Origin of the sequence: Microvirga zambiensis WSM3693, from assembly GCF_016735695.1 — a bacterium.
Lineage (GTDB): Bacteria > Pseudomonadota > Alphaproteobacteria > Rhizobiales > Beijerinckiaceae > Microvirga > Microvirga zambiensis.
The window spans coordinates 38743-58255 of the sequence record NZ_JAERQD010000015.1; the positions used below are offsets into that span (position 1 = coordinate 38743).

The 19513-nt window shown below is 62.8% G+C and carries 15 protein-coding genes; 3 read left to right on the top strand and 12 right to left on the bottom strand.

The features are described from left to right. Positions 1–49: 49 nt before the first annotated feature. From hlyD to JKL46_RS13490, 8 genes are all read right to left on the bottom strand, one after another. Entirely contained in the window at positions 50–1072 is a 1023-nt protein-coding gene (hlyD, locus tag JKL46_RS13455) for a secretion protein HlyD (RefSeq protein WP_201833531.1), read from the bottom strand. After that, complete coding sequence (locus tag JKL46_RS13460; protein WP_201833533.1) at positions 1072–1758, bottom strand: CerR family C-terminal domain-containing protein; 687 nt, start codon at positions 1756–1758, stop codon at positions 1072–1074. Before JKL46_RS13460 ends, hlyD begins: the two co-directional genes overlap by 1 nt. A 216-nt stretch (positions 1759–1974) precedes the next feature. Beyond that, positions 1975–3129 carry a mandelate racemase/muconate lactonizing enzyme family protein gene (locus JKL46_RS13465; protein ID WP_201833535.1) on the bottom strand — a complete coding sequence of 385 codons (1155 nt, stop codon included), beginning with the start codon at positions 3127–3129 and terminating at the stop codon, positions 1975–1977. 12 nt (positions 3130–3141) lie between these two features. Next, positions 3142–4350, bottom strand: a complete 1209-nt coding sequence (manD, locus tag JKL46_RS13470) for a D-mannonate dehydratase ManD (RefSeq protein ID WP_201833537.1) — start codon at positions 4348–4350, stop codon at positions 3142–3144. A 4-nt stretch (positions 4351–4354) separates the two neighbouring features. Next, positions 4355–6046 (bottom strand): ABC transporter ATP-binding protein, encoded by a 1692-nt coding sequence (locus JKL46_RS13475; protein ID WP_201833540.1) that lies wholly within the window; start codon positions 6044–6046, stop codon positions 4355–4357. Beyond that, complete coding sequence (locus JKL46_RS13480) at positions 6043–7194, bottom strand: ABC transporter permease (RefSeq protein ID WP_201833542.1); 1152 nt, start codon at positions 7192–7194, stop codon at positions 6043–6045. The genes JKL46_RS13475 and JKL46_RS13480 overlap by 4 nt, the downstream gene beginning before the upstream one ends. Further along, positions 7191–8177 (bottom strand): ABC transporter permease, encoded by a 987-nt coding sequence (locus JKL46_RS13485; protein WP_201833699.1) that lies wholly within the window; start codon positions 8175–8177, stop codon positions 7191–7193. The genes JKL46_RS13480 and JKL46_RS13485 overlap by 4 nt, the downstream gene beginning before the upstream one ends. 74 nt (positions 8178–8251) lie before the next feature. Continuing rightward, on the bottom strand, positions 8252–10192 hold the full coding sequence (locus JKL46_RS13490) for an ABC transporter substrate-binding protein (RefSeq protein ID WP_201833544.1): 1941 nt from the start codon (positions 10190–10192) through the stop codon (positions 8252–8254). Between the two features lie 167 nt (positions 10193–10359). On the opposite strand from JKL46_RS13490, the gene JKL46_RS13495 reads away from it, so the two are divergent. After that, positions 10360–11064, top strand: a complete 705-nt coding sequence (locus JKL46_RS13495) for a GntR family transcriptional regulator (RefSeq protein WP_201833546.1) — start codon at positions 10360–10362, stop codon at positions 11062–11064. Positions 11065–11067: 3 nt separating this feature from the next. Here the strand turns inward: JKL46_RS13495 and JKL46_RS13500 are convergent, their stop codons facing one another. Both JKL46_RS13500 and JKL46_RS13505 read right to left on the bottom strand, forming a co-directional pair. Continuing rightward, positions 11068–11952 carry an alpha/beta hydrolase gene (locus tag JKL46_RS13500; RefSeq protein ID WP_201833548.1) on the bottom strand — a complete coding sequence of 295 codons (885 nt, stop codon included), beginning with the start codon at positions 11950–11952 and terminating at the stop codon, positions 11068–11070. Between the two features lie 58 nt (positions 11953–12010). Continuing rightward, on the bottom strand, positions 12011–13954 hold the full coding sequence (locus JKL46_RS13505; RefSeq protein WP_201833549.1) for an adenylate/guanylate cyclase domain-containing protein: 1944 nt from the start codon (positions 13952–13954) through the stop codon (positions 12011–12013). Between the two features lie 269 nt (positions 13955–14223). On the opposite strand from JKL46_RS13505, the gene JKL46_RS13510 reads away from it, so the two are divergent. Then, on the top strand, positions 14224–15090 hold the full coding sequence (locus JKL46_RS13510) for a hypothetical protein (RefSeq protein ID WP_201833551.1): 867 nt from the start codon (positions 14224–14226) through the stop codon (positions 15088–15090). A gap of 95 nt (positions 15091–15185) precedes the next feature. Further along, positions 15186–16007 carry a lytic murein transglycosylase gene (locus JKL46_RS13515; protein ID WP_201833553.1) on the top strand — a complete coding sequence of 274 codons (822 nt, stop codon included), beginning with the start codon at positions 15186–15188 and terminating at the stop codon, positions 16005–16007. Between the two features lie 17 nt (positions 16008–16024). Here the strand turns inward: JKL46_RS13515 and JKL46_RS13520 are convergent, their stop codons facing one another. Both JKL46_RS13520 and JKL46_RS13525 read right to left on the bottom strand, forming a co-directional pair. Next, positions 16025–16312: a hypothetical protein gene (locus tag JKL46_RS13520; protein ID WP_201833555.1), complete on the bottom strand. Its 288-nt coding sequence runs from the start codon at positions 16310–16312 to the stop codon at positions 16025–16027. Positions 16313–16355: 43 nt separating this feature from the next. Then, positions 16356–19511, bottom strand: coding sequence for an efflux RND transporter permease subunit (locus JKL46_RS13525; protein ID WP_201833557.1), 3156 nt, complete (start codon positions 19509–19511; stop codon positions 16356–16358). Positions 19512–19513 lie beyond the last annotated feature (2 nt).

Below are 19513 nucleotides of genomic sequence, written 5' to 3' on the forward strand. Positions count from 1 at the left end.
TCCTGCCTCTCCGGCTCCTGCAGCTTTCACGATGATCGACGCGACAATTCTAGTCGGCCCGCGCTGTCGCGGTGTCCTGCGGCAAGCGGATCGTCACCGGCATTCCCTGGCGCAGCCCCGTATCGGGCTGATCGATGATCACACGCAGCCGGTAGACCAGATCGGTCCTCAGGTCCGGTGTCTCGACCGACTTGGGCGTGAACTCGGCAACGGGAGAGATGAACCCGATCCGCCCCTGATAGGGTCTGTTTGGAGCGGTATCCGTCGTGACCTCGACGATCATGCCGGGGTGGACGCGGCCCAGATCCGGCTCCGCTACATAGGCTCTCACCCAGACATCGCCGGTTAGAGACACGGTATAGACGATGTCGCTCGGAGACACGATCGCGCCTGGCTCCCGGACACGCGACAGGACGATGCCGTCAGACGGTGCCCGCAGTTCGGCATCCGTAAGAGACGTCCTGCTCGCGGCGAGGTTGGCCTCAGCGGCTTGGAGGTTCGCGCGCGCGGCATCGATGTCCTCACGTCTCGTACCTTCCTCCAAGAGGTTCAGCGCTTCCTGCGCATGTCTGGCCCTCGCGCGCGCCATGTCGCGGTTGGCTGTCGCCAGATCGAGGCTCGCCTGAGAGACGGCGCCGTTCGGCCGCAGACGCTCGGTCCGCTCATAGGCGAGTTCGGCATTCTGCTGGTCTGCAAGGCTCTCCGCGAGTGCGGCCTTGGCCTGGGCGATCTCGGCCTCGCGCGGCCCTGCCTCGAGCTTCTGAAGGGTTGCGCGCAGGCTCTGGACCTGACCTTCTGCCGCAGCGACCGCATCCTTGTAGGGCTGAGCATCGAGGCGTGCGATTACATCGCCAGTCTTGACGCTGTCGCCCTCGTCGACCCGGGTCTCGGCGATCCGACCACCGACCCGGAAGCCGAGCTGGACCTGCCGGATGTCGACATTGCCATAGAGAATCGTTGCGTCGTGTCGGGCCTCGATCCAGCCGAGTTCCGCGGGCAGGTTGAACCACCACGCCGCACCCCCTCCAAGCAGCAGGGCTAACAAGCCTATGCCGACGATCTTTCTGTTCATTACCGTTTGCCTTCGTGACCGATCGCGGCGACCAGCTCTCGGGCGTGCGCCTGGATCGTGGAGAGTTGGGATGGCCCGATCGAACTCCATCCGAGCTTGGTCATCACGGCCGCATGAGCCATGCGGAAGACGAGGACGCTGCCGAGCAGCGACATCGTGCGAAGCCGGATGTGTTCGGACACCGGATCATCGCGAAGCAGGATGGCGACCAACCTGCCAACCACGTCGAACATCGGGCTCATGACCGCGTCGTAGATGCGGCGGAACGCTTCCGTGGGATACATCTGTTCGCGGATCAGGAAGCGGGCCCAAGGCTCCGATTCCTTGCTGACGAAAAGGGCCGCAACGGTCTCGACGATCTGCGTGAGAAGGGCCCGCGCCTCCCCTTCCTCCACGGGCTTGCCGTTCTCATCGGCCTGGAGGAAGCGCCCCCTCACCTTCTCTCGCATCGGAGACACGTGAACCCCGATCTGCTGGGCGATGAACTCGGCGGTCGCGATGTACAGTCCTTCTTTGCTGCCGAAATAGTACGGAATGGCCTGCTGGTTCACGCCGGCAGCATCAGTCAGCATCCGGGTCGTCGCCCCGTCGAAGCCGTAGCGACCGAACACATCGATGGAGGCTGTCAGAAGTTTTTCGCGGGTCAGGTCACCGCGAACGACCTTGGCTTGCTGTCTCGGAACCATCGCTTCACCTCATGCTCCAAAGACATATAATTCATATGATTGAATAAGTCAATCATATGAATTCTAATCGGAAAAATTCCTTTATCTTACAATAAGTTGCCCATTGAATCCTTGAGGTCGACAGGCTCATCGCTTCGTGCGAAAGCCCTGCCAGTGGGTTTCACCGACAGGGCTTCGACAGCGATGATCTTGGATCGGGAATAAACGTCCGGGCGGTTACCAGTTGGTCACGGAGCCATCCCGGCGCTTGAGATGGGGTGCCTCCCAGAACTCGAAGCTCTGTCTGGCGATCAACTCCTCGTTGACCTCGATACCGAGACCCGGCGCATCGGGAACGGGATAATAGGATCCTTCCAGCTTCGGCTGAACCGGGAAGAAATCGGCATTGTCGAAGCCGAGATGGGTCTCTGCGGGGCTCGCTCGGGTCTCGAGCCACGAGAAGTTCGGCACGGCAGCCGAGAAGTGAATCGTCGCCGCCGTGCAGACAGGGCCGAGCGGGTTATGCGGCATCATGTCGACGTAGTGGGTTTCGCTCCAGGCTGCGACCTTCATCGATTCCGTCAAGCCGCCGACGTTGCAGACGTCGAGGCGATTATATTGATGGATGTCGCGTTCGATATAGGGCTGGAACTGCCATTTCGACGCGAACTCTTCACCGATGGCGAAGGGAATGTCAGTCAGCCGACGCAACGCCTCGTAGGAACTCGGCGACTCGTCGCGGATGGGCTCCTCCAGAAAGTCGAGTGTGCCGGACGGCATCTTCTGGCAGAAGCTCGCCGCCTCGGCGACGCTAAGGCGATGGTGATAGTCGATCCCGAGGACGACATCCGCACCGAGAGCCTCACGCGCCTTCACGCACCATTTGGCCGTCGTCGCGATATGCTCGCGCGGCTCGTATATCTCTTTATGCTCGTGCCCCGATGGCGAGAGGCGCATGGCGGTCCAGCCATGTTCGACCAGCATCCGCGCCTGCTCGATCATGGCAGGGCCCGGCTCGGCGAAGGTGGTGGCAAAGGTCGGAATGCGGTCGCGCTGCTTGCCTCCGAGCAATTCGTAGACCGGCACGCCGAGAGCCTTGCCTTTGACGTCGTGCAGCGCGATGTCGATGGCGGAGATCGCGGCCTGCAGCACTCGGCCGCCCTCGAAATACTGGCTGCGATACATTTCCTGCCACAGCGCGCCGATCTTGAACGGATCGCGCCCACGCAGGAACTCGGCGTAATGCTCGAGCGCCCCGACGACGGCCTTCTCACGCCCGGAGAGCCCGCTTTCGCCCCAGCCGAAAATGCCTTCGTCCGTCTCGACCTTCACCAGAAGCTGGTTGCGGATGCCGACTTTGACGGCATAACTCTTGATCGCAGTGATCTTCATCTCGTCCTCGGATTACCAATGCCACAGGGTGCCGTCTTCGAGACGGTTCACGGGCAGATACGCGCGCTGATAGGGATATTTTTCCGCAAGCCTCTCATCGATCTCGACGCCGTGGCCGATGGCGTCGCCCGGATGCAGATAGCCGTCCGAGAGACTCCAGGCGCCCGGGAAGACCTCGAGGATCTGCGGCAGGTAGCCGGAATATTCCTGGATGCCGAAATTGGGCACCCACAGATCGAGATGCAGATTGGCGCCGAGACAGATCGGCGACATGTCCATCGCGCCATGGCAGGCGGTGCGGACATTGTAGACGGAAGCGAAGTCCATGATCCGCCGGAGCGCCGTTACACCACCGGCATGAACCGTCGTCATGCGAATGTAATCGATGAGCTGCTCCTCCAAGAGGAGGCGTGCATCCCAGATGGTGTTGAACACCTCGCCGACCGCAAGCGGCGTCGTGGTGTGCTTGCGAATGAGCCGGAAGCCCTCCTGATGCTCGGCTGCGACGGCGTCTTCGAGCCAAAACAGGCGCGCGAATTCGAGGTCCTTGCCGAGCCGGGCCGCCTCGATGGGTGTCAGGCGGTGATGCGTGTCGTGCAGCAGCTCAATGTCCCAGCCATGGGCCTCGCGTACCGCCTTGAAAAGCTCAGGCACGTATCGCAGATACTTCGAGGTCGACCATGTCTCCTCATGCGGGAAGGCATCGTCGGCGGCGTTGTTGGTGACCGATTTGGCGCCGGTTCCGTAGACATCCGGAAGTCCGGGAATGCCGACCTGGACACGGATCGCCTTGTAGCCCTGCTCCTTGCGCCTGCCGACGGCTTCGACTGCTTCCGCGATGTCGCGGCCCTGGGCGTGGGTGTAGCACAGCACCTTCTCGCGGCTCGCGCCGCCCAGAAGCTGGTAGAGAGGCATGTTGGCGGCCTTAGCCTTGATGTCCCAGAGCGCCGTATCGATGCCGGCGATGGCAGCCATGGTCACCGGGCCCCGGCGCCAATAGGCGCCCTTGTAGAAATACTGCCAGATATCCTCGATGCGGCTCGGATCACGCCCGATCAGGAGCGGCACCAGGTGATCCTGAAGATAGGCGACGACAGCCTTCTCGCGGCCGTTCAGCGTGGCGTCCCCGACCCCCGTCAGCCCCTCATCGGTGAAGATCTTGACCGTGACGAAATTTCGTCCCGGCGAGCAGACTATGACTTTGACATCGGTGATTTTCATCGATCTATCCGTTGGCTGAAGCCGCGCGGCTCGCATCGTACCGGAACCGGTTGTGCATGCGCCGATTGCGCGGGTCGGGATGGGGAATGGCGGAAAGAAGCGCACGCGTGTAGTCGTGCGCCGGTGCGTTGATGACCTGGTCGGTATCACCCGTCTCGACGATCTTGCCGCGATACATGACCGCGACGCGGTCGCACATGTAGCGGATCACCGACATGTCATGCGAGATGAAAACGTAGGAGAGCCCAAGCTCATCCTGAAGCTTCATCATCAGATCGAGCATCTGCGAGCGCAGCGATACATCGAGCGCCGAGGTCGCCTCGTCGGCGACGATCAGGCGCGGGTTGACCGCGATGGCGCGGGCGATGCCGATGCGCTGGCGCTGGCCGCCGGAGAAGGCATGCGGATAGCGCTCGCGCCAGGACGGTTCCAGCCCGACCTGCAGCATCAACTCGGCGACGCGGTCGTCGAGCTCCCTGCCCCGCATGCCGGCAAGCTTCAGCGGCTCGGCGATGATCTGACCGACATTCTTGCGTGGGCTGAGGGAGCCGACCGGATCCTGGAAGATCATGCGGACCTCGCGGCGGACTTTCTGCAGCGACGCCTTGTCGGCGGTGCGGATGTCGATTGTCTGTCCGTCCGGGCGGCGATAATCGATGCTGCCGGCCTGCGGGTCGTAGATCCGCAGCAGGCAGCGGCCCATCGTCGTCTTGCCCGAGCCGGATTCGCCGACGATGCCGAGCGTCTCGCCGGGACGGACGGTCAGCGACACGTCGTCGACGGCCTTGAGGCCCGACGGGAACGTCATGGAGAGGTTTCTGACGTCGAGCAGCGGCTTCGTCCCGGCGGGAATCGCGGCACGCGCCGTCCTGGCCTCCGCCTTCTTCTCCAGCTTGACGACGGAGCCGATCAGCCGGCGCGTGTACTCGTCCTGCGGGGCATGGAAAATCTGCTCGACCGGCCCCGTCTCCATGACCTTGCCGCGATACATGACAAGAACGTCGTCAGCGATCTCGGCGACCACGCCCATGTCATGGGTGATGAAGAGCACGGCCATGCCGTGGCTCTTCTGCAGCTTCCGGATGAGATCGAGGATCTCGGCCTGTGTCGTCACGTCGAGCGCCGTCGTCGGCTCGTCGGCGATCAGGACGGATGGGTTGCAGGCAAGCGCCATCGCAATCATCACGCGCTGGCGCATTCCGCCCGAGAACTCGAAGGTATAGCGGTCGATGGCCGATTCAGGGCGTGGGATTTCCACCTGCCGCAGGAGTTCCAGAACCCGCTCACGCTGCTCGTGCTTCGAGGTGCCGAAATGGATGCGCAGCGTTTCGCCGATCTGGGTGCCGATCCGATGAACCGGCGACAGGGAACTCATCGGCTCCTGGAAGATCATGGCGATCTCCTTGCCGCGCACGCTGCGGATGTCCCTGCCCCGCGGGTCGAGCTTGGCGAGATCGGTGATCGAACCATCCGCCCGTGTCAGCAGGATCGAACCGCTCTCGATGCGCCCGGGCCGGTCGACGATCTGCAGGATCGATCGGGCGGTCACGGACTTGCCGGATCCGGATTCGCCGACCACGCAAAGCGTCTGGCCCCGCTTCAGGTCGAACGAGACGCCGTCGACGGCCTTGAACAGGCCGGTGCGGGTCGGAAAAACGGTCCTGAGGTCCCTGACCTGGAGGATCGTATCGCTCATGACACCGACTCGTAGGGATCGGCGGCATCGCGCAGACCGTCGCCAAGGAAGTTGAGGGCAAGCACGGAGATGACGATCGCGGCAGCCGGGGTGAAGAGGAGCCACGGCGCCTGCGCCACGGCGCGGATGTTCTGCGCCTCCTGCAAGAGGACGCCCCAGGAGATGATCGGCGGCTGCAGGCCGATCCCGAGGAAGGAGAGTGCCGTCTCGGCGAGGATCATCGAGGGGATCGCGAGCGTCAGGGTCGCGATGATATGGCTGATGAAGGACGGCACGAGATGATGGAAGATGATGCCGATCTCGCTCATGCCGTCGAGGCGGGCGGCGGTCACGAAATCCTCGCCTCTGAGCGACAGGAACTTGCCGCGCACTTCCCGCGCTAGGCTCGTCCAGCCGATCAGCGACACGATCAGGGTGATGACGAAATAGGTGCGCAGCGGCGGCCAGCCGACGGGAATCGCGGCGGCAAAGCCCATCCAGAGCGGAATGGTCGGGATGGAGCGAAGCAACTCGATGAGGCGCTGGATGCCGAGATCGACCCAGCCGCCGAAAAATCCGGAGATACCGCCGATGGTGACGCCGAGGATCAGGCTCATGAAGACGCCGACGAGGCCGATGGACAGCGACACCTGCGCCCCGTGCACGACACGGGAGAAGATGTCCCGGCCGAGGCGGTCGGCACCGAAGACATACATGCTGTCGCCGGGCTTCGGGTTCGCGAGGCCGAAGAGCTTGGTCTGCATCGGGATGAAGCCGAGGAGACGATAGGGCTGGGCCGGCACGAAGAAGGAAACGGGAAGCGGCTTCGTCGGATCGGGCGTGAATTCCCGGCGCATCGACTCGGTGTTCAGGGTCATCTTCAGCTGGTCGACATGCGGCTGGAACGAGCCGTCGAGCAGAAGCGACAGCACCTGCGGCGGGGCGTAGGTGAAGCGAGAATTGGTGGCATTGGGATCGTAGGGCGCGATGAAATCCGCGAGCGCCGCGACGAGATACATGAAAATGATCACGACGAGACTGACGAGCGCGACCTTGTGCTTCTTGAATTTGAGCCAGAACAGACGCCACTGGCCGGCAACGGCCATGTCCTTGCCGCGAAGATCGAGCGAAGGCCCCGTTTCGGGAGGGAGGCTTACGATATCTGTCATTGCAGCCTGATCCGCGGATCGGTGATGGCGAGCAGGATGTCCGAGATCAGCGTTCCGATGATGGTGAGCACCGAGATCAGCAGGATCAGCGAGCCGGCGAGATACATGTCCTGCGCGAGGAGCGCGCGGAGCAGCAGCGGTCCGGTCGTCGGCAGACTCATGACGACCGAGACGATGATCTCACCGGAAATGACTGCCGGCAGGATCCAGCCAAGCGTCGAGATCAGCGGGTTGAGAGCAAGCCGCACGGGATATCGCAACAGGAGTTCCAACTCCGACATGCCCTTTGCGCGGGCGGTCGTGACATAGGGCTTGGAAAGCTCATCGAGCAGGTTGGCGCGCATGATGCGCACCAGGGCCGCGAGCGAACCCAGGCCGATGACGACCACCGGGAGCCAGACATGCTGGGCGAAATCCAGAAGCTTGCCAAAGCTCCAGGGCGCATCGACATAGTCCGGAGAGAACAACCCGCCGACGCTCTGGCCGAACCAAGCCGACATGATGTACATGGCGGAGAGCGCCATCAGGAAGTCCGGCACGGCGAGGAAGAAGAAGGCGAGGAAGGTCGCGGTGTAGTCGGAGATCGAATACTGGCGCACCGCCGAGAGAATACCGATCGGAATCGCAATCGCCCAGACGAAACAGAGCGTCAGAACCGACAGAAGCAGCGAAAAACCGAGACGGTTCCAGATGAGCTCGGTCACCGGCTTTCCAAGCTCGAAGGAGATGCCGAAATCGCCGCGCATGAGAATGCCGGCAATCCACTTGTAATATTGGAAATAGATCGGCTGATCGAGGCCATAGCGCTCCCGCATGGCAGCGACCGTTCCCGCTTCCACCGCACCACCCTGGCTCGCCCAGTCGGCCATCAGGGTCGTCAGGTAGTCGCCCGGAGGCAATTGAATGATGATGAAAGCGACAATCGAGACCGCGAAAAGTGTCGGGATCGCGAAGACCATTCGCTTGACGATGTAGCGGAGCATGAAGCTGACCGTTCGAAAAAACGGGTTGGTGTCCGGCGGCGGCATGGCTGCCGCCACCGGAACAGCGAGAAGCCTTACTTGACTGGCTTGTCGAAATACCACTGCGTGAGCGTCGGCGCCGGATGCCAGAGGTTTCCGGTGATCGGAATGCCGTTGACGACATTCTTTAGATTATTCGACGTCATCATGTATTTCGGCATGGGACGCGAGATGCCGATATTCAGGAAGTTGTCGGCAGACAGATTGAGGAAATCCTTCATCTTCTGGCGGCGATCGTCGTCCGTGACGGCAGCATTGACCTTGTCGTAGGCAGCCATCAGCGCCTTGATCGATTCCGGCGGCTCCTCACCCGTCGAGCGGTTCGAATACCACTCGCTCCACTTCATGGCGAAGAAGATGTCCGCCTTCTGGAAGGGCATGTAGCAGCGCGGATCCGTATAGACCTCGGAGAGACCGCCGACGCAGTTCCAGATATAGGCGTCCTGCTCATTCGCATACCACATGGTGTTGAGGCGCGCGCGGTCGGTGGTGCGGAGCTGGATATCGATGCCGACATCCTTGGCATATTTCTGCACCATCTGCATCACGTCCGGATAGGACAGGCCGAAGACGTCGGCCACCATGAAGTTGATGGTGAAGCGCTTGCCGGCCTCGTCGAGACGGAAGCCCTCCGGATCCTTCTTCGGCAGGATCTTGTCGAGCATCTCGGCCGAGCGCTTCGGGTCGAACTCGGTATACTGCTTCGCCTCACGTTCGTTGAAGAGTTCGTGCTCAGGCTGGACCGCCACCTGCGCCGGCGCGCCTTGCCCCACATAGACGAGGTCGATGATCTCCTGGCGGTTGATCGCGTGGCTGAGCGCGATGCGGAAATCCTTGTTCTGGAAGATCTTGCGCTTGACCGGATCGGTGGAGTTCAGGTTGAGCAGGATGACGGCATCGTTCGCCGGCAGGTCCTTCACGTCGACGAAGCGGTAATTGCCGGTCTTCTGGCCGTCGAAGAGCACGGACTTGAACGTCGCGTTGTTGATGTGGCGGAAGGCGAAGTCGAATTCGCCGGACGTCATCTTGAGCGCCATCAGCTGCGGATCGTCCAGCTTCGCCCAGGTGATGCCGTCGATATAGGGCAGCTGGTTTCCGGCCGTGTCCACCTTCCAGTAATAGGGATTGCGGGTGGCGACCACGCGCTCGCTGTCGGCGTAGGGAACGGTCAGCACCCAGGGGTTGAGCGTCGGCAGCTGCAGGTTCTGCCAGAACGGCGGCTGGAAGGTCAGAGAGATCTTTGAATTGAACAGCGCCACCCAGTCGCCCGCGGCCGGATTGGCCTTCAGCAGGGCCGGAATGCCGTCCTTGTTGTACTTCTCGTGGAACTGGCTGAGATAATGCTTGGGATAGATGACCGGCAGATGGCCCTGGCCATAGGCGAGCTGCTGCAGGAAGAGACCGTAAGGGGATTCGAACTTGAACTCGACCGTCTGGTCGTCGATCTTGGTGACCTTGACCGGCTTGCCGGCCACCGTGAAGGTCGGGTTCTTGGCGGGCGAAAGCGCGTTGTTCATGAACACGTCTTCGTACCAGAACATGATGTCGTCGACCGTGAAGGGCTGGCCGTCGCTCCATTTCAGGCCCTTGCGGAGCTTGAACGTGTAGGTCGTCGCATCCTCTGACGCCTTGAACTCCTCGGCGAGCGACGGCATCACCTTCTTCCACTGCGGGTCCCAGCGGACGAGCAGTTCGTTGGCGATGGTGCGGGTCAGGTTGTAGTGGTCACCATTGGCGAGGATCGTGGTGCGCAGCGTCCCGCCGTACTTGCCGACGCCGTCGATCATGGTCTCCACGTAAGGCTTTTCCGGAAGACGGCTTGCGACGGCGGGCAGCTTGCCGGCCTTCACCTGCTCGTCGAGCACCGGCGCTTGCTTGTAATCGGCAGCCCAGGCCGGACACATCGCCCCCAGGAATACGGTGCTTAGAAGGCCCGTCGACATGACGAGGCCGGGCAGCTTCTGCTGATAGCCCATATTGCTTCCTCCTCTTGGCCGGCTTTCTGCCGGTTTCCTCCCGCGCGAGACCTTTCGGGTTTCGCAAAGGAAAGCTTTCAAATCGTACATTATTTGTCAATCCGAATGTACGACCCACGAGGTTTCGCTCTTGGCAACTCTTGGAAAAGTGCATAAAAATCAGCCTTATGAGAATGATTGCCAATATCCGAGGACCCGTTCCCGAGCGGGAGGACCTGGCGGACGACAGTGAGTCCTCCATCTACGAGCGGCTGCGCGACGACATCATCCATGGCCGGGTCAAGCCGAACGAGCGCCTGAAAGTCGCCGAGCTCGCGAGCCGGATGGGCACCTCCACCAATCCCGTGCGCGAGGCGCTTCAGCAATTGCGCGGCGAGGGATTCGTCATCATGACGCCCAACCGCGGCGCCCGGGTCCGCCCGATCGACGAGGAATTCGTGCGGGACATCTGCGAGATCGAGGTACTGATCGAGCCCGCCCTCACCCGCTGGTTCGTCGGCATCGTCACGAAGGCCGATATCGAGGAACTCGAACGCATCGAGGCGGAGATCGAAGCGCTGAACTTCGCCGACCAGGCGAAGCATTCCAATCTCGACCTGCAATTCCATCGCCTAATGTACGACCGCCATTACAACCGCCACGCGGTCGACCTATGGGTGCGCCATCGCCAGATCCTCTGGGCCATCAGCCGCCGCTTCCCGACCTCGCTCAGCCGGCAGTCGAACGTGCTGGAGGAGCACAAGGAACTGATCGCCTGCATCAAGGCGCAGGATGCCGAGGGTGCTGCCCAGGCGATCGCGAAACATGTAAGCGGTTCCGGACGGCACATCATCGAGCATATGCGCCTCGCCCGATTGTCGTCGCAGCAGTAACCGTCAAAGGTACTGACGCATGAAGGTCCCGGCCCTGGCAATCGCCTGGCGCCCCTGCTCGAGATGCGCGTTCCATAACGGCCATGCGTGGATCATGTAGGGCCATACTTCGAGAGTGACGGCCACATTGGCACCGCCCAATGCGCCGGCAAGGCGCACGGAATCCGCGAGCAGGGTTTCGTCCGATCCGACTTGGATCAGGGTTGGCGGCAGCCCTCTGAGATCGGCATAGAGTGGCGAGACGCGCGGATCCTTCCGGTCGATATCAGAGGGCAGATAGGCGTCGGCCAGCTCGTGGAGATAGCCGCCGTGAATGAGAGGATCGACGCTGTCCTTCGATGCAAGCGTGGTGCCCGACATGGTCAGGTCGGTCCAGGGCGAGAGCAGCCACAAGCAGGCAGGCAGCTCCTCGCCCGCCTCCTGAAGTTGACCGACAAGAGCGAGAGTCAATCCGCCGCCCGCGCTGTCGCCGCCGATTGCGATGCGGTTAGCAGCGATGCCCTGTCCGCGCAGGAAGCGCCACGCCTGCACTGCATCGTCCAAGGCGGCCGGAAAGGGATTTTCGGGCGCGAGACGATAATTCAGAGCGAGGGTCCGTACGCCGGCTGCTCGACCTGCCTCCGTCATAAGGCGGCGGTGACTGCGGATCGATCCCGAGCAATAGCCGCCGCCATGGAAGAACATGAAGACGCGCGATGGATCGCTTTCCGACACCATCGACCATTCGCCGGGAACGCCATTTGCATCAACGGGCTCGAGCGTGACGTCCTCGGCAACGGGCCAGACCGATCCGACCTCGTCGATGCGTTCGCGCCTCTGCTCCCAGCCGACAGGCCTGGGCTTCGATCCCAACAGGGCTCGGATCGCCTCGATCTCCGTCTGGTCCATCGTTCACCTCGGCAAGGCACAAAACGTTCACTGAAAGGCGAGCACCTGCTTTCTACGCTCATGGACCGGCCGTTGCAGTATCGGGCTTCCCCTCGGCCGCTTCCAGCTCCCCGCACAGCTCGTAGATGCGGATCGAGGCCGCGAAGCCTTTCGGCGTAATCCTATCCAACGCCCGGAATGCGAAACGGTCGTCGGCACGCTGCCGGATCGCATCGCTGACGATGATCTCGGTGCCGTATTCCTTGTTGAGAGGCTCCAGCCGGGCCGCGAGGTTTACGGTCGCACCAAGCACCGTGTAGGCCATGCGATCGTCGGATCCGATGGTGCCGACGACCGCCTCGCCGGTATGCAGCCCGAACCGCGTCCGGTAGGCCGGCCATCCTTCGCTCTCGAATTCAGTGTTCAGCCTGCGGTTGGCCTCGCGACAGGCCAGCACCGCGCTGCAGGCATGGGCAACATGGTCGGGATCGTCAGACGGCGCATTCCAGATCGCCATGATGGCATCGCCGACGAATTTGTCGACCGTGCCGCCGTGCTCCATGATCACGGCTGAGAGCACCGCGAGATATCGTGAGGTGCGGATCATCACCTGCTCGGGATCCGCCTTCTCGGTGATGTTGGTAAAGCCCGCGATGTCGGTGAACAGGACCGTGACCTCGCGCCGCGATCCGCCGAGCCGGAGTGCATCGCCGGTGGCAACGAGCTGCTGTACCAGCCGCTTCGGCACGAAGCTCGCGAATGTGCGCACCACGGTCCGCATGGTCGTGACGGATTGTCCGAGATCGTCGATTTCCCTGATCATCGAACGCACCTCTACGGGCGGCCCCGCAGTATCGAAGCGCTGGATCCGATCGGTCTCCCTTGCGAGCGCCTTCATGGATTGCGACAGCATCGAGCCGATCCACCACACCGCGGGCAGCGCGGCGAGAACGAATCCCAGCGCCAGCAGAACCATCCTTCGCCGCCCGGCCTCTATCTCTGCAAAAAACTCGTCGAGCGGCGCCATGACCGCGAGCCGAAGACCGGAAGCGCCCGCAGTCTTGATCGCGCGGAAGGCGGCGACATAAGTCCGGCCATCCTTCGTGTCGAAGATCTGCTGTGCCGAACCACCCTGTCTCCACGCCGCCAGAGGCTTGGCGATGTCGACCTTCACAAGCTGGTCGACGCGCGGCAGGTCGAGTGGGGCATCGGGCGCGCGGGCGCGCAGGAAGTCGGACATGCCGGGATGGGCGACGATCCGGCCGCTGTCGTCGAAAAGGAAGACGACACCCGAAGTGCCGAGCCGCTGCGAGGCCAGGAACGCATCTGTCTCGCTGAGAAGAATGTCGCCGGCGGCGATCCCGCCTCTTCCCCGCATGAATGGTGCCCTGATCGTGTACCCGGTGAGCGCGGCAACCTTGAACACGTACGGGTCTGTGATCGGGCTGGCGCCGGGCTGAAAGGCCCCTTGGTACCAGGGTCTCTCTCGGGGGTCATAATCGGCCGCTCGTTGCTCCTGCGCGAGAATCGTCATGTTGCGGGACAGGTAATAGGTAAACCGCCGCCTCTCCGTCCCTCCCGGCGGTGTTTCGACGATCGAAAGGCGGAACTCGGCCTCGGCAGGAGCACGAAGCTCCCGACGCAGGGCCGGTCCGGCACGATCCAGGGCGTCGAGTTCGATGAAACCGCCGTCGCCGTAGCCGGCATAGAGGTTGTAAAGTTGGCCATGCCGACGCAACAGCGCGGCGAGAATGGAATAGAGCGGCGGATTGTCGAGGATCGCGCCGGATTCGACCGGCGGGAGCTGGCGCAGCACCTCGAGAATGTCGAGCACGTCCTTGAACTGCCCGTCGACCCGATCCGCCGTATGGTCGGCGACGCGATCGATGAATGTCAGCGCCGCCGTGCGCGTGATGGAGCGGGCCCATTCGAAACTTAAAAAGACGAGAGAAAGCCCGACCGACAGCACGACTGCGACGAAGAGTGCCGTGATGGAGGGCTGATAGCCGAATCGGGCACGCATCTCGGTCTCACCAAGCCCTTGGCCCAAGAGCCTTCGCCCTGACCGCATGGCGAGTCGAGGAGATGCATGGGAACTTGAGCGCTCTGGATCGTGGCATGGGCGCCGCCGTCGGAGAAAGTGCCCTTACGGTAAACCTTTAGGAGAGATCCTGTCGAGACTGGGCAGCAGGAAGACCCTCCAGAAGGCCTCGGCTCTCGAACAGGTGCTTAGGCAATCTGGACGCTGCCGTATAGAATGGGCTTGTCGATGCCCGCGGGCCGGAGGAGGCGATGGCCAGCTTAACCGCCAGACTTCTCGGGCTATCCGGATGCCTGCTGGTGCTGCTTGCCCCTGTCTCCGCGGGGGCGGATCCCTTCTTCCTCCGCGTTTATGGCAGGACCTACAAGGTCGACCCGCGCTATCCCTCCGACGAACCTAAAGGGCCGAAGCCGCAGGAGGCCATGAAGGCCCTGCCCTCGGACCTCGGGAAAGGGCCCGGCTTCCGGCCCTCCCACGAGCAGGTTCTGGCCGAGGTCGAGGAGCGGGTCTGGATCGCACGCAACCAGCTCGACGACGCCCTGGACAAGGCAGCCGCCCGCAGCAGCCGCGGCAGCAACTCGGATGCCAAAGCGGCCAGGCAGGACATTACCGGATCGCTCGCAAACGGCACCGGACAGGGTCGCTCGCCGGAGTTGCAGACGCTCTACGATCGCGACAGAGCCCTGAACCTTCTGGTGCGCGAATTGCGGCAATCCATGGATCTGCCGATGCGAACGCCCGACTCGGGCTTTTCGCGGCCGAAACTGTCGCCGGAAATCGAAGCCAACTACCGCGAGCTCAAATTCGACCCGTTCGAGGCCTATTACGGCTTCAGACGCGTCAAGGCGGCCTTCAGGTCCGGCGATATGGAACTCATCGCCCAGGTTGCACAATATCCGCTCACGATCACCGGCAAGGTCAAGCGGATCATCCGTAGTCCGGCCCAGCTCGCAGCGGCGAAGGAAATTCTCCTCGATCCGAAGGTCCGCGAGGCAGTGGCCAACGCCAGCTTCGAGACGCTTTTCGTCCGTGACAAGGGCATGATGCTGGGTGACGGAGAGGTCTGGATCACCCGAGACAAGTCCGGTTTCGGCCTGGGCGCCGTCAATCGTGAATGACAAACCTCACCCCCTGCACTGGTCCCGCCAAGCCTCGCCGCTAGTTTTCCCGTCAATCGACCACGCATCGCGCAGTACATGAGAGGAGTTTTCGGATGGCAAGGGGCAAGCAGTTCAAGAGCATCGCCATTGCGGCCGTGACGGCTTTCGCGGGAATGACCGGCACTGTCGCTGCCGCACAATGCGGCAATTCGGCGGCGGGATTCGAAGCCTGGAAGGATCAGTTCGCCGTCGAGGCGCGGGCCAATGGCGTCAGCCCGGCAACCATAGCGGCTCTGAAGAACGCGAGCTATGCATCGGCCACCATCGCAGCCGACCGGGGACAGAAAAGCTTCCGCCTGTCGCTGGAGCAGTTTCTCGCCAAGCGGGGCGGGCCCGTCATCGTCTCGCGCGGACGGGCGCTCAAGCAATCCGAAGCGGCCTTGTTCGATTCCATCGAGCAGCGCTACGGCGTGCCGCCGGGGCCGCTGATCGCCATCTGGGGCATGGAAACGGCCTTCGGCCGTCAGCGGGGCAACCAGAACACCCTGTCGTCGATAGCAACCCTCGCCTATGACTGCCGCCGCTCGGAATTCTTCACCGATCAGCTCTATGCCACCCTGACCCTGATCGACCGCGGCGTCCTCACGCCGGGCACCCGCGGCTCAATGCATGGGGAGATCGGCCAGACCCAGTTCATGCCGAAGAGCATCCTTAACTACGGCACTGGTGGCAGCCTCGATGTCGCCGCCAATGCCCTGATGTCGACTGCCAATTTCCTCAAGGCCAATGGCTGGCGCGCAGGTGCCGGCTACCAGCCGGGCGAACCGAATTTCGCTGCGATCCAGGCCTGGAACGCGGCCTCGGTCTACCAGCGGGCGATTGCGCAGATCGGACAGCAGATCGACAGCGGAGGAAGCACCTCAGCGAGGCGCTGACAGCCTCGGGCCGATGCCTAGCGGCTTGCCAGAAGACGAAGGCAGGTGCCTGCTTTCTCGGCGGCCGGGCGGGCATCGGCCTCGCTGATCTTTCCCGACATGACGAGCGAACGGGTCTCGGCGACGACTGTGTCGCGCAAGGTGTCGAGGCTCTTCATGTTTCGCACCGATGCGTCGTAAATCATCCTGGAATCGGCCGGCAATCCCATCGCACATTGATCGGCAGCGGGGTTCGTTGCGGCATCGGCGTGGATCGCAACAGACCAGGCGGCGATCAATCCGACCGCGATGGCACGAAATGTCATATCCGTTTCCTCCCTGAGAACCCCGGCCCTCCCAGCCGAACCATCACTCCGCCGCGCGGGCAGGCAGAGCCTCACGCGGTTGCGGCGCTGCCCCTCCGCGTTCCGACCAGCGCTGCAGCACCACGAAGAGCGGCGACACGAACAGGACCGCGATGCAGGTCGACGCCAGCATGCCGCTGAAGACGGTGATGCCGATCGACTTTCTCGCGGCAGCGCCCGCCCCTGTCGCGAAGACCAGCGGCAGCACCCCCAGGATGAAGGCGAGGGACGTCATCACGATGGGGCGGAAGCGGATGCGCGCCGCCCTGACCGCGGCTTCCTCGATCGAAATCCCCTCGCGCAGACGCAGCTCCCTCGCGAACTCGACCACCAGGATGGCATTCTTGCTGGCGAGCGCGATGAGGAGCACGAGCCCGATCTGCGTGTAGATATTGTTTGCGGCACCCGCGATGGTCAGCGCCGTGACGGTTCCGAGCAGCGCCAGCGGAACGGCCAGAACCACCGCCAGCGGTGCGGACCAGCTCTCGTATTGTCCCGCCAGCACGAGCATGACGAGAACAAGGGCCAGGCCGAATACCCAATAGGACTGGTTCCCGAGCTGCGCCTCCTGGTAGGACACGCCGGCCCAGCCGAAGGTCATGCCGGGCGGCAGTGTTGCAGTGGCAATCGCATCCATCAGCTCAAGCGCCTGCCCGGAGCTGTAGCCCTGCGCCGATGCCCCATTGATCGTGGCGGAGGGATTGAGGTTGAACAGCGGCACCAAAGACGGGCCGAAGGACGGCGTGATGTCCGCAAGGGAGCTGATCGGGACCGCCTCCCCGCCAGAATTGCGGACGGTGAGCTGCCCTGCGGCGTCGGCGCTAAGTCGGAACCGGCTGTCGGCCTGCACGAAGACCGGGAAGGTATGACCGAAGCGCGAGATCTGCCCGGTATAGGTCGAGCCGAGATAGGTCTGAACGGTCTGGAAGGCATCGCCGATATCGACACCCAGGGTCTCGGCCTTGCGCCGGTCGAGATCGACCCGCAGCTGCGGCGCCCCGGCCCGGAAGGGCGTCATCAGCCGGGTCAGCGCCGGTTGGGCGTTGCCGGCCGCAATGATGGTCTGCGTGGCGCTTTCGAGCTTGCGGTAGTCGAAGGTCCCATCCCTGAGCTGCACCTGCATCTGGAAGCCGCCCGCGAGCCCGAGCCCCTGGATCGGCGGCGGCGGCACCACCGTGGAGCGTGCCTCCGGCAAGTCGTCGAGGCGGGCCTGCAGACCTGCATAGATCGAGAGCAGATCCTGGCCGGTTCCGCGCAAGCTCCAGTCCTTCAGGATCACATAGACGGTGCCGGCATTGGCAAGGGATGCGTTGTTGTCGAAGAGAGACACGCCTCCGATGGCGATGACATGTTCCACCCCTGGTGTCTCTCGGGCAATCGCCGTCACCTGATCCATGACCTTCGCGGTGCGCTCGAGCGAGGCGGCCTCCGGCAGCTGCACGCCAATCATCAGGTAGCCCTGATCTTCCGTTGGGATGAAGGCCGTGGGCAGGCGCACCAGCGACCAGATGGCAAACCCGACCAGCGCCAGAGCGATGATGGAAAACAGCAGCGAGCGGCGAACGAGCCGGCCGATCAGCCCGACATAGCCGGCTTCAAGGCGGCCATAGACGGCGTTGAAGGATCGATAGAACAGGTTCGGCCGACCGGTGCTCGGCCTCAGCCATTGCGCGCATTGAGTCGGCTTCAAGGTCACCGCGTTGATCGCGCTGATGACGGCGGTCGCCGCTATGACGAGAGCGAACTGGCGATAGAGCTGACCGACGATCCCGGGAAGGATCGAGGCCGGCAGGAAGACACAGAGAAGGACGAGCGTGATGGCGAGGATCGGCCGCAGCAACTCCCCCATGGCCGTAATGGCGGCCTGCTTTGCGTCCTGACCGGCCTCGATATGCTGCGATGCTCCCTCGACGACCACGATGGCATCGTCGATGACGATGCCGATGGCAAGGACGAGTGCGAACAGCGTCAGGAGATTGATGCTGAAGCCCAAAGCCGCCATGGCGGCGAACGCACCGATGATGGTGACCGGAACGGTGGTGACGGGCACCAGCGTTGCGCGCCAGTTCTGCAGGAACACCATGATGACCAGGAGCACGAGAACAGCCGCCTGGAACAGAGTCACATAGACCTCGTGGATCGACGCCTGGACGAAGCGCGTGGTGTCGAATGGGACGGAGTAGGAAACCCCCGACGGGAAGAGCTTCGACAGGCGCTCCATCTCGGTCTTCACGGAGTTGGCCACATCGAGCGCATTGGCACCCGGCAGCTGGAATATGGCGATTCCGGCAGCCGGTTTGCCGTCCATGTTGAGGAACTGGCTGTACGTCTGTGCGCCGAGCTCGACGCGTCCGATATCGCGGATGCGGGTAATGGCTCCGCCGACGCCGGAGCCCTCCTTCACGGCGATCTGCTCGAATTGTGCAGCGTCGGCGAAGCGGCCGCGCAGATCGAGGGTGAATTGGAAGGCCTGGCCCGTCGGTGCAGGCGGCGCGCCGATCTGCCCGGCGGCCACTTCCTGACTCTGCTCCTGGATGGCGTTGACGACATCGCTCGGCATCAGCGAGCGCAGCTTCATCTGATCGGCGTCAAGCCAGACGCGCATGCTGTACTGGCCGATGCCGAAAACGTTCGTATCGCCGACGCCCGGGATACGGGACAACGTGTCCTTGAGGCTGATGGCTGCATAATTGCTGAGGAACAGGCTGTCGCGTGAGCCGTCGGGCGACGTCAGCGTGACGATCTGCAGGATCGCCGTGCTCTTCTTCTTGGTGACCACGCCCTGCGCCTGCACGGCCTGCGGCAGGGATGCAAGCGCGGCTGCCAGGCGATTCTGCACCTGCACCTGCGCCTGATCGAGATCCGAGCCGACCGCAAACGTGACGATCAGCGAATAGGTGCCGTCATTGGCTGACGTCGATTGCATGTAGAGCATGTTCTCGACGCCGTTCACCTGCTGCTCGATAGGCAGCGCCACCGTGTCGACGACTGTCTGCGCATTGGCGCCGGGATAACGAGCGGTGACCTGAACGGTAGGCGGCGTGATCGGTGGATATTGCGTGATAGGCAGAGCGAGAATGGCAACCGCGCCGATCAGGATCACCAAAAGCGCAATGACATTGGATAGGACCGGACGCTCGATGAAGTACTTCGCGAGCATCG